We start from the raw sequence: 14,733 nt of genomic DNA, 5'->3' as shown, positions 1-14,733 counted from the left end.
CCTACACCGGTTCCATACCGGCGGCGGTCTCGAACTCGGTCATCGAGACGAACTTGACCCGGCGGCGACCCGCCGACTTCCCCGCACCCTTCTCGGCGGCGTCGATGGCTTTCCACCCCGCGAGATCGATCCGCCGGGCGCCACGATCCGACACGAGGTCGGCGACATCGTCGCGTGCCGTCGACGGCGCCGACAGCGCGTTGTCGACGTAGTCCCGCAGGACCGCTTCCGCGGTTTCCTGGCCACACATTCGGTTCATCCCGATCCCCCCGGTCGCCCCTCGTTTGATCCAGCCCGTGACATAGAGCCCGGGCACCACATCGCCGTCGGCGACAGCCTGAACCCGGCCGTCCGTGTTCGGCACGACACCCTTCACCTCGTCGAACGGCAGGTCGATCACCGGCACTCCGCGATAGCCGATCGCGCGCAACACCACTCCGGTCTCGAGCTCGAACCGCTCGTCGGTCGGCGTCACCGCAACACGTTCGGTGCCCGGCGCGTACACATTTCGCACGCAGGTCAGCTGCTCGACGTGCCCTTCGCCCGAGATCTCCACCGGTGACACGAGGAACCGGAACACGATCCGTCGATTCCCCTCGGTGGTCGGCCGCTCGGCGAACTCACGCGCCAGCCGGATCTTGGTCGCGATCGTCGAGTCCAGCGTGTCGTCGGCGAGCGCGGCCTCCGTGGCGGGGTCCAGCACGAGTTCGTCCGGATCGATCACCACATCGACGCCCTCGACATCGCCGAGAGCCAGGAACTCGCTGTTCGTGTAGGCGGCCTGGGCGACGCCGCGGCGCGCCAGCAGGATGACCTCACGCACGTTCGATTCACGCAGCGTGGCGAGGGCATGGTCGGCGATGTCGGTCGACGCCAGATCCTCCGGGTCGCTGGCCAGGATGCGCGCCACGTCGAGCGCGACGTTACCGTTGCCGACCACGACCGCACGCTCCGACGACAGATCGACCTCGAGATCCGCGTAATCGGGGTGGCCGTTGTACCAGGCGACGAACTCGGTCGCGGGGATCGATCCGGCGAGATCCTCACCCTCGATGCCGAGTCGCTTGTCCGTCGCGGCACCGACCGCATACACCACCGCGTGATAGCGCTCGGTGAGTTCGGCATGGGTGATGTGCTTGCCGACCTCGACGTTGAGGAAGTACTGGAAGTTCCGCTTGGCCGCGGTGGCGGCAAACGTCTTCTCGACGCCCTTGGTCGCCGCATGATCGGGCGCGACACCGGCGCGCACGAGACCGTACGGGGTCGGGAGCCGGTCGAACATGTCGACCTTGACCTGAGGCTTGCGCACGAGCTCCTCGGCGGCATAGAAGGCCGCCGGTCCGGCGCCGATGATCGCCACGTGCAATTCCCCGTCGGGGAGCTGCGGCGCCTTCTTGGGTGGAACCAGACCGCCCTCGACGTCGTGGTCCTTGTAGTAGTCGGCGTTGATCTGCAGGTACGGCTCGTCGCGTTCCTCGAGCTGATCATCGGGGATGATCGCCTCGACCGGGCACTCGTCGATGCACGCGCCACAGTCGATACAGGTCTCTGGATCGATGAACAACATCTCCGCAGTGAAGAAATCCGGTTCGTCCGGAGTGGGGTGAATGCAGTTGACCGGACATACGCTGACGCAACTCGCATCGTTGCAACATGGCCGGGTGATCACATGCGCCATCTGCTGATTCCTCGAAATCCAACACGTGGAACGTGTTCTAGTTTTTCCGTCCTGAGTATCTTAACTGTAAAGATACCGGGGACTGAAAGTAGGGACCGAGTGAGCACGTCACCCAGCGGGACGAACATCGAACCACTGCGGGATCGCAAGACCGGGGCACGGTACTTCGAAGCCGGTTACCGCATCCGCACCGGCGACGTCGACCAGGACATGCGGGTCCGGCTCGACGCCGTGGCCCGATACCTGCAGGATGTCGCCAACGACAACATCGAGGCCACCGAGTTCGGCGCCACCGACCCGTTCTGGATCGTGCGTCGCACGGTGATCGACGTGATCAGGCCGTTCTCCTGGCCGGCGCAGGTCACCGCCCAACGCTGGTGTGGGGCGTTGTCCACTCGGTGGACCAACATGCGGGTCCGGCTGACCGCCGACCACGAGACGAATCGGTTCAACCCCGACCAGCGCGCACCCGGGTTGATCGAGACCGAGGCGTTCTGGATCAACGTCAATGATCAGGGCATGCCGTCACGGCTGACCGACGAGGCGTTCGAACTGTTGTCGCAGATGACCGACGAACATCGTCTGCGGTGGAAGTCGATGAACCCCGACAAGGCGCCCGACGCGGCGTCGACCGACCTGCCCGACCGCGAACACGTCCTGCGGATCACGGACTTCGACCCGTTCAAGCACCTCAACAACGCCGCGTACCTCGAGGCCATCGAGGACGAACTGGTCGACCACCCGGACCTGGTCAAGATCCCCCATCGCGCGGTGATCGAGTATCTCCGGCCGATCGTCCCCGGCGTGCCGATCACGCTGCGCAGGGTGCGCGAGGCGGACCGCCTGCTGGTGTGGATGCTGATTCCCGGCGACGACGACGATCAGGTGGTCGCGGCGACGGTTGTGGTGTCGAAACTGCCCTAGTGTCGTGCGGTACCGGTTCATCGCGATGAACGCATGATCGGCCGCCCGCACCCGTTCCGGTTCGTCGCGCTGCTGGTCGCGCTGTCCATCCCGTTCTACGTGGTCGGGGCGCTGCTGGGCGGCATTCACATCGGTGCGCTGAGCCTGCCGGCGAGCGCGGTGATGTTTCCGCTGCCCGGCCTCGTGGCGCTCCTGCTGGTGCGGCTCGACGATCGTGGTGGCCGTGCGATCGGCTCGTTCCTGCGTCTGCCGATACGGTTCGCGGATCGTCGTCTGCGCTGGACAGTTGTGTCGCTGTCGACGATGCCTGCCATCACCGTGTTGTCCTCGTTACTTCTGCACGGCTTCGGCACATCCGACGCGTTGTGGACCGGACTGAACTCACCGCCGGCCTACGTCGCGTTGGTGGCGGTCATGCTGGTCGCGGCGACCTGCGAGGAGTTGGGGTGGTCGGCCTACCTCGCCCGGGGACTGCTCGGGGTTCGCGGGGTCCTCGCGACCGGGCTCATCGTCGGGTCGGTATGGGCCGTGTGGCACTCCATACCGTTGGTTCAGGTGGGCCACTCGACTCCGTGGCTGGTCGGATGGACTGCGACGACGATCGGCGCCCGCGTGCTCATGGTGTGGCTGTACGTCGCGTCGCGATACACGCTGGTCTACCCGATCGTGTTTCACGCCATGATCAATGTGTGCGCTGCCCTGTCCCCGACGAGCGTGTCGGACGCCGGGTCGCTGACGACGGGTGGGATCGTTCTCGCCGTCGCCGCCGTGGTGACGCTGCGTGCGGGGGCGAGAGTGGGTTCTACTGGCCGCCGCTGAGCAGCAACTCCATCAGTTTGGTCGGCGCGGCACACGGGTCCGCGGGCGCAGCGCTGGTGCGCGGTTCGACCCACCAGGTGTAGACGCCCCGGCTGGGTGCACGAGCCGTGACCCCGCAGACCGCAGGGCGCTTGGGGTCGCGCTGCGTGAACGCGGCCTGGCTGGCGATCTTGATGTTCTCGGTCTCGTATCCGAGCTTCTTCGCGGTCTGCTTCTCGACGTTCGGGTCACCCCATTCGAACCAGTTGAAGGTGACGTCGGCGGTCATCGAGCCTTCGACGATCCATCGACAGATCGCGCCGTTGAACGTGCCGCGGGCGATCGTGCCCCCGACTGCCTGCGCGATCTGCGTCGGCGACAGGACGGAACACTCGAGGAGCAGCTTGTCGAACTGGTCGGTGTCGACGTGACCCTCTTGCTGGTTGTCGGCGGCGCCGACCGACACCGCCTTGCCGTCAACGCTGCGCGCGCACGCCGTACCGAAGCCGAGGAGCAGCAGCAGGACGGCCACGACCGTGAGAGTGCGTCTCATGACGCCCGCTCGATGGACAGCCGGGACAGTTGGGTCGCGGCATCGCAGATCTGATCGGTCGACGGCGGCTGCTCGTCGTTCAGGTTCAGGGTGCCTGTGCTGACCGACCACTCGAAGAAGTCGGCGCCGAAGGCGATCCCGATCTCACAGATGCCGATGTCGGAGGCGATGAAGCCCTTGTGGCCGTTGATATCGATGTCCTTGGTGGATTCCCGGGACAGCTGCTCGGTGGCCCGTTCCCGCCCGATCGGCGACCCGCGGTACCAGTTGAAGGAGGTGACCGGTCCCGTCCGATCGCTGCTGCTGTCCCATTCGCACGCCGACGGGTTGTTCACGGTGTTGGACAAACCGGAGAACGCGGTGATTCGCGTGACCTCCTCGGTGGTCACACCGCCGCACGCACCGAAGAAGGGGCCGGAACCTGCTTTCCCAGGGGCTTGGGGAGTCGTGGGCGTCCCGGGGTCGTCACTTCCACCGGAGCATCCGGTCAACGCCAGTGCGATGACCACGACCAGCGATACGAGGAAGCCGCCGTTGCGGCGCAACCGGTCGATCTCGCGGCGTTCACGCTTGGTGGGCCGACCCGCTCCGCGGTCACGCCGCGGCTGGCTCGCGAGCACCTCCCGCGGCGGAGGTGGCGGACTGTGGTCGAGGTAGCACTCGGCGGCCATCGGCGCGGACACCCGCTTGCTGATCAGCTTCGTCACCTCGACGATCCGCTCGTGACCGTGCAGGCGCACGCGCACCTCGTCGCCGATCGTCACCGGTTGCGCCGGTTTGGCGGTCACGCCGTTGACGCGGACGTGGCCGCCGCGGCACGCCGCACCCGCCGCGGATCGGGTCTTGGTGAGCCGGATCGCCCAGATCCAACTGTCGACGCGGGTGGTCATTGCTCCTCTGGGTTGACGGCGTGTGGGTGCGGTCGAGGCCGGTCTATTTCTGCCTGGTCAGGAAGTAATAACCGGCGCCCCCTGCGATCAGGCCGATGACCAGGGCCGGCCAGAATCCCATCAGCAACCAGAGCACACCGAACACCACGATCCCCGGAGATACTGCCGCAAGGCTCATACCAGGGTGTTGGCGCGCCACCTCAGACACCGCTTTGCGCTTCGCCGGATCTACCGCCATGGCTCCTCCTTGGTGAGGCTGAACGCGTGTCGCGCGTCGATGCCTCCACTGTAGCCAAGGCGACCGCCTGCCCCGCGTGAGCGCAGTCGGCGAGCACCGCGAGGTGCGTGCCGACGGCATATTTCGGGTCAGTAGGCCGACGACGGGTTGGAGGACTCGGCGCCCGTCGAGTTCTTCGTCGCGTCGGAGCCGGAGTCTGGGTCGGAGCCGGTGTCGGCGGACGAGCCTGCGTCGGCAGCTGAGCCGGCATCGGCGGATGTGCCCGTGTCTGCGGATGAGCCCGTGTCTACGGACGAACTGCCGGACGACGACGACGTCGACGAGCCCGCTCTGGCGCCCTCGCCGGAATCATCGGAGTCGCCACTGCGATGCCGCCCCACGTAGCCCGTCGGAGGGGCTGGGATGCTTCGGTGCCTGCCGACGTACCCGGCCCCGGCAGACTCTGGAGCCGGAACCTCGACCTCTGGCGCGTTGTCCGATTCAGGCGAGTACGTCGAGTTCCCGGCGGACACCGATTCCACGACAGGCGTCTGGTCGTCGGGCGTGGTGTCGGATGCCGGTGCACTCGCCCGCAGCAGACTCGGTGCCGCGTCAGCCGCAGCCCCGTCCGCCGTCGTGTCCTCGGCGAGGGCGCTGACGGTGGTCGCGGTGGCCATGGTGGTGATGTCCGGGACGGTGTACGGACCGGCCGTGGGAATCCCGAACGGGAAGTCGATCTCAGGTAGGTGGACGACCGGGACGATCTCGCCGCTGTCGAGTGCTCCGAGGGTGAGCACCGGGGTCCCCAGATGATTCGGCCGTTCCTGTCCGTTGACCGTGACCATCGGGTCGAGGGTGAGTTCTTGGCCGAGCCAGTCGATGGTGATCGGAGCCTGCACACCGTAGTCGCTCGTCAGCCGGACAAAGTTGCCGCTGAGCAGGTCATGGTCGCCGGCGAACGACAGGCGGGCGAAATCCTTGCTGAGAGTCAGCGGTTGGCCGTTCAGCAGTTGGCCGAGTACCTGACTGAGGACGCCGGTTGGGTCGAACAGGACCGCCGACGGGTCGGTGAGCCCGAATTGCACCTCGGGGGTGTCCTTGAGCAGGTCGAGCCGGAAGTCGAAGGTGCCGAGGACATTTGCGCATGCCCCGACGTCCTCGGCGTAGGCGGCGGTGAGCCCGCCGTAGCAACTGACGTGCTTCACGGCGGGGATCGCCAACCCGGTGGGCACGGTGAAGATGGTCACCGGAATCGCACTTGTGGTCCATGCGTTCGCCATGCCCACCACGGCGAAGGCGACAGCTGTCCGTCCATCGCTCGCACCGGCGGTGGCCACGCTGATCGGCAGGTATGCGATCGCGGTTGCCTTGCCGCCTCCGGAGGCCAACGCGAACTGGACTCCGTCGCCGAGGATCGATGCACTCCCCTCCGCAAGCGCGGCATCCGGTACGGGATCGACCGTCACGCCGAGCTGCTGCGCCGCGGCGATCGCGAGCTGGCGCACTCCCTCCGCGACGACATTGCCACCGGGGGTGTTGAGATAATCCTTGAGCGGGTCGTACACCGATGCCGGAACCAGGTCAATGGTTGTCGGCAACACCACCGCGACCCCCGCGCCCGTGGAGCCAGAACAATCCGCGCCTGAGCTGACCGGTCCTCCGTCCGAGTCCGACGAGCAGAGACTGAATCGCCACTGATCTGCGAGTTCCTGGGTGACCCCGTTGTTGGCCAGAGCGGCTATGACGTCGCCGATGGATCCAGTGGGGCTCGGCAACGAGAACGCCGCGTGCGCCTGCCCCGGACCCATCATCTGTCCGGCACCGACCGCGGCCACGGTGGCGAGCGTCGCGACACCTGCGGCCACGCCGTTTCGCTTCTGCTTTCGATGACGTCGACGATCGCCTTTCCGCGATCGCCGAATTCCGTTGCGCCCCAGATTGGTCATACGTCCAACTCCCCTGTGCCACCGACCGAGCGCGCTCATTGAATCACGGCCCGATTCGTCCGGTACGCGTAATCAAGGAAACAGGTGTAGTCACATGAACATGCAGGATGGGCCGATGTGTCGGTCCGGCCGGTCACCATCGGCAGCCGGTTGGACGCGCCTGCATACGTGCAGGACATCTGCACGGGTGGCGCACTTCGCGGCCACAACGTTCCGCGGAACGTTGTGGCGTCATGGGACCCCCCACGACTGAGTCGCTCATCACCCATCGGCCGAGACGGGAATGAACCCAACGGATCTACTCGTTGCGCAAATGGTCAACACGTCGTCGAACAAGAGGTGCAGTCGTGCAGATCGGGATCATCGGTGCGGGATTCATCGGCGGAACGCTCACGCGTCGCCTGACGGCCCTGGGCCACGAGGTACGCGTGGCGAACTCCCGCCATCCGGATACGCTCGCCGAGCTGGCCGCGGAGACCGGTGCCACTGCGGCGTGGGCAGCCGACGCCGCACAGGACGCGGACCTGGTGATCGTCAGCATCCCGCAGAAGAACACCCCCGACCTCGAATCGGGAATCCTCGACGCCCGCAAGGTGAATGCGCCGGTCGTCGAGACCAACAACTACTACCCGCAGCAGCGAGACGGCAAGATCGAGCCAATCGAGAACGGCACACCTGAGAGTGTCTGGGTGTCGGAATTGCTCGGCGTACCGGTGTACAAGGTGTTCAACGGAATCTACTGGAAGCACCTGCTGAACAAGGGTGTACCCGCGGGGACGCAGGGGCGGATCGCGCTGCCGATCGCCGGCGACGACCCGGCCGGCAAGGACATCGTGTTCCGGATCGTCGACGAACTCGGCTTCGACCCGGTAGACGCCGGACCGCTCGCCGAGTCGTGGCGCCAGCAGCCGGGAACTCCGGTGTACGGCAAGGATTTCGATGTCGAGAACACACGCCGGGCGCTGGCCGAGGCGTCGCCGGAGCGCACCGCGGACTGGCGGGCCTGACGCTCTCGGGCGAACCCGCGGCTCGCCCTGCGCCGGTTACCGACGCTTGGGACGTCCGGGACCGCGTCGAGCACTCTTGCCGGGGATCTTCCCGGCCGCTTCGCGTGCTGCCTGCTTGGCCGCAGCTTTCTCCCGGGCCGACCGTTTGGGCGCCTCGCCGGTACGGCCGCGCGACGACGTCGCCTTACGGCCGCGCACGATGCCGATGAACTCGTCGGCGAGTCCGGTGGTCGGTTGTGGCCACAGCAGCCCCACGGTCGAGGTCGGGGCGTCGGTCACCGGACGGTGTACCAGATCCTTGCGGTGGTGCAGGCGCGCCAGCGACTGCGGAACCAACAGCACACCGATCCCGGCGGCGACGAGTTCGATTGCGTCGCCGGTTGTCTCAGGTCGATGGGACACTCCCGAACCCGGACGCTGTGCCACCGTCAACGGCTCGTCCAACGGCCACAGAAGCTGTTCGTCGGCGAGATCGGCCAGCGTCATCTCATCGCCTGCGGTCAGCACGTGGTCCTTCGGCACCACCACGACGGTGGTCTCCTCGTACAGTTCGATGGTGTGATGCGCTCCCCCGTCGCCGCGCCGTAGCGCATCCGGCAGGCGGGTGATCGCCATCTGGACGCGCCCCTGCCCGATGGCCTCGGCGCAGTCCGCGACGTCGAGGCCGACGAGTTCCAGCGGCACATCGGGACGACGTTCCTCCCAGGTGCGGACCCACTTGCCCGGCGTGACCCCCGGGACGAACGCCAGCCGGAACACTGGGGCGTCGTCGCCGGTGGTCGGGCCGGGTGTGGTCACGACCAGAGGCTACCGCGATATCCTCGGCGGATGAGCTCACAGTCGATGAAGCCGGCCACCGCCGCCAAGAAGTTGGACGTGTACCTGCCGGCGACCCCGGCAGAGTTCCGCGAGCGCCCCATCACCCGAGCCGAACTCGCCGAGCTGCAGGCCGACCCGCCGGAATGGCTCCGTACGCTGCGCGCCGACGGCCCGCATCCGAAGAATCTGGTCGCCGCCAAACTCGGGATCTCCAATTCCGCCCTGGTCCGCGGTGGTGTCACCGAAGCGCTCACGACGGCACAGATCGATGAACTGCTCGCCGAGATGCCGGACTGGCTGGCGGCCGAGCGCGCCACCCAGATCGAGGTCCGACGCGAGGAACGCCGGATCAAGTCCCTGCACGCGGACAAGCGGCGGGCGCGCGAAGAATCCGACGCCGAGTCCGAGGCCTGACTGTGCGTGCTGGTCGGGACGCGGTCGAAGGGAGTACGGGTTGCGCGATCAGTCGGCATCGCAGCGCCGTCGACGTCGGATGCTGCGGATCTGGCTCGGCTGTACAGCCGTCATCATCGGACTCGTCGTGGCGGCGATCGCTGTACCGCTCGTGGTTCACCGTGACCCGTGTGACTCGGTGATCTCCTACGCCGCCGATATGGGGTTACGACTCTCGGACACCGAAGAGGTGGTCTCCTGCAAGCAGTACCCGAGTTTCCCGGACTCGTCGGCGCGGCTGGTGGTGCGTACCGCATCCCCGGAGACGCGCACTGCTCTCCTGCAACGATCCAGCGTCAGCGAAGAGCTCGAGCGGACGATGATCAGCGAAAACGACGGCCCGTTCTACGAGGACATCCGCAGACCGAACCTCGAACGGAGTAAGCAGGTGTACCTGTCCACCACGGGCAATTACCAGCTCAGCGTCTGCTATGACGATGGCATCGAGTCAGGACTGCTGCTCACGGTGTGGGCGATGGAGATGTGAGCGCTCGCCCACGTCAACAGGAAGATGATGCCCAGTCGTCTGGCAGGAGCGCCCGGTCAACGTCTACTCACGGCACCTACGTCGGGCCAGATCCATCGCACCTCCGCAGCCCACGACGGCATCGCAGGCGTTCATCGGCGTTGCCCTATTCTCTTCTGCGACGGGTTGAGATGAACGAGGAACCACACCGATGAACTACGAGATGGCCATCGCCGCCTTCGGGATCGGCATCGTCATCGGCCTGACCGGGATGGGCGGCGGGGCACTGATGACCCCGACGCTGGTGCTGTTGTTCAACGTCCCCCCACTGACCGCCGTTTCCAGCGACCTCGTGGTCAGCGCCGCCACCAAACCCGTCGGCACCCTCGTCCATATGCGCAACGGCACCATCCACTGGAAGATCGTGCTGTGGCTGGTCATCGGTTCGGTACCGGCCGCATTCTGCGGCGCGCTGGTCATCGCCTGGGTCGGCCCGCTGGCCGGGGTCAGCGAGTTCGTCAAGACCGCGCTCGGCGTCGTGCTGCTCATCGCCGCAGCCGGCCTGGTCGGGCGCGCCTACCTCACCTTGCGGCAGAACATGACCGGACTGCCCGACGCCGGCCTCGGACCGGCTGCCGGCGGCGACATCGCCGTCCGCGTTCTGCCCACGCTGCTGGTCGGCGTGCTCGGTGGGCTGGTGGTGGGACTGACCTCCGTCGGCTCGGGCTCGCTGGTGATCATCGCCCTGATGACCATGTACCCACTCCTGTCGGCCAACTGGCTGGTCGGCACCGACCTCGCCCAAGCCGTCCCCCTGGTCATCGCGGCCGCCGCCGGACACCTGCTGTTCGGCGACGTCGACTGGAGTGTGGTGGCACCGCTGCTGGTCGGCAGCATCCCCGGCGCCTACATCGGGGCCCGCCTGTCGTCGCGGGCATCGGCCGGACTCGTGCGCCGCGCCCTGGCCCTCGTGCTGCTCACCGCGGGCCTGAAGATGCTGGGCGTGAGCAACCTGCTCACCCTCGTCGGGTTGGGCGTCGCACTCGTCGGCGGAACCGTCGGCTGGATGATCGTGCGGACGCGGTACGGGCTGAAGGCGACGAATTGGCAGGATCGGCGGGCCACGGTCACGCGGTAGTCGTGGGCTGACCGCCGCCGCCCACCAGACCTCGCTCCCTCATCACGCTTGCGCTCCCTCGATCGAAGGCGCGGATACGAAACGAGGGAGCGACAACGCGCCACCGTGGCCGGGTCACCAGCGGTTGCGGTCCAGCGACTCTCCTTGCTGCGCCGCATCCGAAGCACACCCGAATCCGACCACCCAGCGCCCGTCGGACAGTTCGACGCTGCCCAGCATCATCGGGGCAGGCAGTGCGGCGAGGAACTCCCCCAACGCGCTCGGAGAGAGTGACCAGAGTTCACCTTCGATGGTCCGGCCGTTCTGCGGGTCGCGAAGCAGCCCCGGCTTCGGCGGCGTGGTGTCCAGCGCCACCAGCGCGTAACGGGGTGCGGTCCGTACCTCGCCGACCCAGCGGGCACCGCGGTCCGACAACTCGTGCGTCAACGGCCCGCCTCGCATGTGGGCACCGAACACGGCGAGTTCGACGGCCGGCGCACCCGCCACCTCCGGCCATGCGGCCGGGGCGAATGCTGTTGTCCCGTCGACGAATCTGCGCGCGACGTCGACCACGACGGCGTCATCGTGTGCGCGGCCCAGGATGGTGATACCGAATTGCGCTCGGGTTCCGTCGGTTTCATCGATCTCGCCGGCCGGGATCGCGACCGCACAGAGATCGAACAGATTGCAGAAATTGGTGTAGGTACCCATTCGCGAGTTCACCGCGACCGGGTCCGCGGCCACCTCACCGAGGGTCGGGTGCGAGGGTGCGGTCGGCACCATCAGGAGATCGGCGTCACCGAGTTCTGCCATGGCCTCGGACCGCAGCTCCGCCAGCCGTTCGCGGGCCGTCAGCAGGTCGACGGCGCTGAACCGGTTCGCGGAACCGATGATGCCAGTGACCACAGGGTCGAGACCCGCAGAGCCGTCGGCACCATCGATGAAGTCGCCGACAGCGTGGTGGCGTTCGGATACGAGCGCATCCTCGTAGAGCAATCTGGCAGCCGCGAGGAATGCGGTGAGATCGATCGGCTTGATCCGCAACCCCGCGGCCTCCGCCCGCGCCACCGCGCTGTGGAACGCGTCGCGCCAGGCGTCATCGAGTGCCGGGAGTTCAGCGGGTATCGCCACCGTCGGCTGCTCTGGTGCGGCCAAGTGTGTGGCCGAACCGAAAGGCCGCGGGCCACCGGCAGTGGCCATCGCCGCCATCGCGCGGTCGGCCAGCTCGAGGGTCTCGGCGAAGATGGTCACCGTGTCGTAGCTCGCGCATGCGGGGACGACTCCCTCGGTGGATATCAGTCCCACGGTCGGCTTGATCCCGACGATCCCCTGCAGTCCGGCCGGCACGCGCCCGGAGCCGGCGGTGTCTGTTCCGATCGCGATGTCGGCGAGACCGAGGGCGACCGCCACTGCCGAACCGGAGCTCGAGCCGCCCGAGATCAGGTCCGGACGGCGTGAGTCACGCACCGCGCCATAGGGACTTCGCGTGCCGACGAGTCCGGTGGCGAACTGGTCGAGGTTGGTCTTGCCGATGACGACCGCACCTGCGGCGCGCAGGGCGGCAACGGCCGGCGCGTCGACCGACGGCACGAACGCGTAGCCGGGGCAGGCGGCCGTGGTCGGCAAACCCGCGACGTCGACGTTGTCCTTGACCGCGAGCACAACACCCGCGAGAGGTCCCCCGGTGGCAACCGAATCGCAGTGGTCTGCCTCCACTTCCGCACGCGGGCGGAGCGTGATGAACACCTCCGGGCGGTCCACCTCGTCGATGCGTCGATAGATATCGGCGATCCTGCTCATGCGACCTTCCCCTGTTCCAGGACGGCACCTGCTGTCATGTCCGTCTTCGATGCGAATTCGCCCTGCTGCGACCACCGTTCCCGTTCCTCTGCGCGTGCCTCCTCCATCTTCCCCCGTTTCGCGGCGATGTCATCGGCGTTGGCGTCCAGAAACAGCTGATGCTCGGCGAGGGAGAACGTGCCGTCGGTGATCCGCACACTGTCACCCCGCCCGGCCGCGACATCGGCACGCATGTCGAGCAGTTCGTCGGCACTCACCGGATACCACCGGATCTGGTCGAAGAAGCGCAGCAACCACGGATGCTCCGGATCGAAGCCGGGTGCGGGCAGCGGATGCCGGTGATTCCACACCTGGGTGGTCCGCCCCACGAACTGATAGCCGCCCGGGCCCTCCATGCCGTAGATGCACATGTAGGCGCCACCGATGCCGACCGCGTTCTCCGGGGTCCAGGTCCGGGCCGGATTGTATTTCGTGGTGACCAGACGGTGCCGTGGGTCGAGCGGCACCGCCACGGGCGCGCCGAGATAGACGTCGCCGAGTCCGAGGACGAGATAACTGGCGTCGAAGACGATCCGATGGACGTCGTCGACCGAGTCCAAGCCGTTCATCCGTCGGATGAACTCGATGTTCCACGGGCACCACGGCGCGTCCGAGCGCACACCCAGCATGTAACGTTCGATCGCCTCGCGCGTCGCCGGGTCATCCCACGACAGCGGGAGTTCGACCGTGCGGCTCGGCACCACGAGATCCTCTGCGGCCGGGAGCTGGCTCTCGCATTCGGTCAGCCACTCCTGCATCCGCTGCTGCGACCAGACGTCGGGGTCCGCTTTGACCTGCAGGGAACGAATACCCGGTGTCAGATCGACCAGACCGGTCGGACGTTCTGCGGCGATCCGCTCGCTCAGCGCATGAACCCGCGCACGCAGCGCGAGATCCAGTCGCATGTCACCGTATTCGACGAGGATGTTGTCGTCGCCACTACGGCGGTAGGTGACCGCGGTGGTCCCGTCGGCAGTCGTGGTGGAGCCCAGCACACCGTCGTCGGGGTCGCCGCCGCCGGACAGCACGTCGACAAAGCAGGCACGCCGCCCCAGACCCGTCTCCGACGGAGACGCGGCATGGTTGCTGCGGACCGCGACGAATCGAACGGTGTCGCCCGGCTTGAGCTGTCCGAGCTTCCACCGCTCGGCGGCGACCACCGTCACCGGGCACACGAAGCCACCGAGGCTTGGCCCGTCGGGGCCGAGCAGGATCGGGGTGTCACCGGTGAAGTCCAGGGCACCAACCGAATACGCGTTGTCGTGGATGTTCGACGGGTGCAGTCCGGCCTCGCCGCCGTCGTTGCGCGCCCACCGCGGCTTGGGTCCGATCAGTCGGATGCCGGTGCGATCGGAGTTGAAGTGGACTTCGTAGTCGGTCGCGAACACGTCGGCGATGTCGTCATCGGTGAAGAACTCCGGCGCACTGTGCGGGCCGACAGTCACGCCGAGCTGCCAGGAGTGGGTGAACGCCGGCTGTTCGTCACCGAGGATGCGACGGCCCGGTCCGGCGGTCAGTCCGGCACGTGCGAGCTCGTCACCGTCGGCGAGCTTGCGGCCGTCGAGACCGCCGAATCGGCCCATGGTGAAGGTCGAGCGGCTACCCAGGTAATCCTCGGCGTCGACGCCTCCGGCGATCGCGACATAGATGCGCATGCCGAGGTCGGCGGCGGTGCCGATGTCGAGGACGTCACCGGCGTCGACGGAGATCGCCGCCCACTGCGGTACCGGCCGCCCGGACAGCGTGACGGCAGCGGTGGCACCGGTGACCGCGACCACGGTCGGCTCGTCGAAGCGCAGGGACGGGCCGATCATGGTGGCCTCGAGTCCGGCCGCGTCCACCGGGTTGCCGACCGCCTGGTTGGCCAACCGGAACGACAGGTCGTCCATCGGACCCGACGGCGGTACGCCGACCTTCCAGTAGCCGATGCGTCCCGGCCAGTCCTGGATCGTCGTCTGTGGCCCCGCGCGGAGAACGGTGATGGTGGCCATGATGTCTCAAGCTCCTCGTGTACGTGATCGGACGG

14 protein-coding genes are annotated in these 14,733 nt (G+C 67.2%); 6 read left to right on the top strand and 8 right to left on the bottom strand.

Annotation, left to right across the window (positions count from 1 at the left end; all coding sequences use genetic code 11):
• Nucleotide 1: 1 nt before the first annotated feature.
• A complete protein-coding gene (locus AC4AMJ_RS03500; RefSeq protein WP_489917263.1) occupies nucleotides 2-1,678 on the bottom strand; it encodes an FAD-dependent oxidoreductase in 1,677 nt (558 codons plus the stop codon).
• Nucleotides 1,679-1,777: 99 nt separating this feature from the next.
• Between AC4AMJ_RS03500 and AC4AMJ_RS03495 the strand changes: the two genes are divergently transcribed.
• A complete protein-coding gene (locus AC4AMJ_RS03495; protein ID WP_489896950.1) occupies nucleotides 1,778-2,602 on the top strand; it encodes an acyl-[acyl-carrier-protein] thioesterase in 825 nt (274 codons plus the stop codon).
• Between the two features lie 33 nt (nucleotides 2,603-2,635).
• A complete protein-coding gene (locus tag AC4AMJ_RS03490) occupies nucleotides 2,636-3,421 on the top strand; it encodes a CPBP family intramembrane glutamic endopeptidase (RefSeq protein ID WP_489917262.1) in 786 nt (261 codons plus the stop codon).
• Here AC4AMJ_RS03490 and AC4AMJ_RS03485 read toward each other — a convergent pair.
• The 4 genes from AC4AMJ_RS03485 to AC4AMJ_RS03470 form a co-directional block, all read right to left on the bottom strand.
• Nucleotides 3,405-3,953: a DUF3558 domain-containing protein gene (locus tag AC4AMJ_RS03485; RefSeq protein WP_489917261.1), complete on the bottom strand. Its 549-nt coding sequence runs from the start codon at nucleotides 3,951-3,953 to the stop codon at nucleotides 3,405-3,407. The genes AC4AMJ_RS03490 and AC4AMJ_RS03485 overlap by 17 nt on opposite strands.
• Nucleotides 3,950-4,843 (bottom strand): DUF3558 family protein, encoded by an 894-nt coding sequence (locus AC4AMJ_RS03480; protein ID WP_489917260.1) that lies wholly within the window; start codon nucleotides 4,841-4,843, stop codon nucleotides 3,950-3,952. Before AC4AMJ_RS03480 ends, AC4AMJ_RS03485 begins: the two co-directional genes overlap by 4 nt.
• Nucleotides 4,844-4,886: 43 nt before the next feature.
• A complete protein-coding gene (locus AC4AMJ_RS03475) occupies nucleotides 4,887-5,081 on the bottom strand; it encodes a hypothetical protein (RefSeq protein ID WP_489917259.1) in 195 nt (64 codons plus the stop codon).
• 128 nt (nucleotides 5,082-5,209) lie between these two features.
• Entirely contained in the window at nucleotides 5,210-7,006 is a 1,797-nt protein-coding gene (locus AC4AMJ_RS03470; RefSeq protein ID WP_489917258.1) for a hypothetical protein, read from the bottom strand.
• A gap of 305 nt (nucleotides 7,007-7,311) precedes the next feature.
• Here AC4AMJ_RS03470 and AC4AMJ_RS03465 point away from each other — a divergent pair, with 305 nt between their 5' ends.
• Nucleotides 7,312-8,013, top strand: a complete 702-nt coding sequence (locus AC4AMJ_RS03465) for an NADPH-dependent F420 reductase (protein WP_489896956.1) — start codon at nucleotides 7,312-7,314, stop codon at nucleotides 8,011-8,013.
• A 36-nt stretch (nucleotides 8,014-8,049) separates the two neighbouring features.
• On the opposite strand, the gene AC4AMJ_RS03460 is transcribed toward AC4AMJ_RS03465, so the two are convergent.
• Complete coding sequence (locus AC4AMJ_RS03460) at nucleotides 8,050-8,817, bottom strand: LysR family substrate-binding domain-containing protein (protein ID WP_489918366.1); 768 nt, start codon at nucleotides 8,815-8,817, stop codon at nucleotides 8,050-8,052.
• Between the two features lie 39 nt (nucleotides 8,818-8,856).
• Between AC4AMJ_RS03460 and AC4AMJ_RS03455 the strand changes: the two genes are divergently transcribed.
• The 3 genes from AC4AMJ_RS03455 to AC4AMJ_RS03445 all read left to right on the top strand — a co-directional run bounded on the left by AC4AMJ_RS03455 (nucleotide 8,857) and on the right by AC4AMJ_RS03445 (nucleotide 10,889).
• On the top strand, nucleotides 8,857-9,246 hold the full coding sequence (locus tag AC4AMJ_RS03455; RefSeq protein WP_489918365.1) for a DUF5997 family protein: 390 nt from the start codon (nucleotides 8,857-8,859) through the stop codon (nucleotides 9,244-9,246).
• A gap of 40 nt (nucleotides 9,247-9,286) precedes the next feature.
• Nucleotides 9,287-9,772 (top strand): hypothetical protein, encoded by a 486-nt coding sequence (locus AC4AMJ_RS03450; protein WP_489917257.1) that lies wholly within the window; start codon nucleotides 9,287-9,289, stop codon nucleotides 9,770-9,772.
• A 190-nt stretch (nucleotides 9,773-9,962) separates the two neighbouring features.
• Nucleotides 9,963-10,889: a sulfite exporter TauE/SafE family protein gene (locus AC4AMJ_RS03445; protein ID WP_489917256.1), complete on the top strand. Its 927-nt coding sequence runs from the start codon at nucleotides 9,963-9,965 to the stop codon at nucleotides 10,887-10,889.
• A gap of 114 nt (nucleotides 10,890-11,003) precedes the next feature.
• On the opposite strand, the gene atzF is transcribed toward AC4AMJ_RS03445, so the two are convergent.
• Nucleotides 11,004-12,668 (bottom strand): allophanate hydrolase, encoded by a 1,665-nt coding sequence (gene atzF / locus AC4AMJ_RS03440; protein ID WP_489917255.1) that lies wholly within the window; start codon nucleotides 12,666-12,668, stop codon nucleotides 11,004-11,006.
• Nucleotides 12,665-14,698 (bottom strand): 5-oxoprolinase/urea amidolyase family protein, encoded by a 2,034-nt coding sequence (locus AC4AMJ_RS03435; RefSeq protein WP_489917254.1) that lies wholly within the window; start codon nucleotides 14,696-14,698, stop codon nucleotides 12,665-12,667. Before AC4AMJ_RS03435 ends, atzF begins: the two co-directional genes overlap by 4 nt.
• Nucleotides 14,699-14,733: the final 35 nt, after the last annotated feature.

This window comes from Gordonia sp. LMA484, from assembly GCF_058129505.1.
The sequence above is the reverse complement of the archived record's forward strand: the minus strand, read 5'-3'. Positions and strand labels throughout refer to the sequence as shown.

What these genes read in the sequence shown, in the direction of transcription:
- AC4AMJ_RS03500 (WP_489917263.1), bottom strand. Translation starts at nt 1,678, where the DNA reads ATGGCGCATGTGATCACCCGGCCATGTTGCAACGATGCGAGTTGCGTC.
- AC4AMJ_RS03490 (WP_489917262.1), top strand. Translation starts at nt 2,636, where the DNA reads ATGATCGGCCGCCCGCACCCGTTCCGGTTCGTCGCGCTGCTGGTCGCG.
- AC4AMJ_RS03485 (WP_489917261.1), bottom strand. Translation starts at nt 3,953, where the DNA reads ATGAGACGCACTCTCACGGTCGTGGCCGTCCTGCTGCTGCTCCTCGGC.
- AC4AMJ_RS03480 (WP_489917260.1), bottom strand. Translation starts at nt 4,843, where the DNA reads ATGACCACCCGCGTCGACAGTTGGATCTGGGCGATCCGGCTCACCAAG.
- AC4AMJ_RS03475 (WP_489917259.1), bottom strand. Translation starts at nt 5,081, where the DNA reads ATGGCGGTAGATCCGGCGAAGCGCAAAGCGGTGTCTGAGGTGGCGCGC.
- AC4AMJ_RS03470 (WP_489917258.1), bottom strand. Translation starts at nt 7,006, where the DNA reads ATGACCAATCTGGGGCGCAACGGAATTCGGCGATCGCGGAAAGGCGAT.
- AC4AMJ_RS03455 (WP_489918365.1), top strand. Translation starts at nt 8,857, where the DNA reads ATGAAGCCGGCCACCGCCGCCAAGAAGTTGGACGTGTACCTGCCGGCG.
- AC4AMJ_RS03445 (WP_489917256.1), top strand. Translation starts at nt 9,963, where the DNA reads ATGAACTACGAGATGGCCATCGCCGCCTTCGGGATCGGCATCGTCATC.
- atzF (WP_489917255.1), bottom strand. Translation starts at nt 12,668, where the DNA reads ATGAGCAGGATCGCCGATATCTATCGACGCATCGACGAGGTGGACCGC.
- AC4AMJ_RS03435 (WP_489917254.1), bottom strand. Translation starts at nt 14,698, where the DNA reads ATGGCCACCATCACCGTTCTCCGCGCGGGGCCACAGACGACGATCCAG.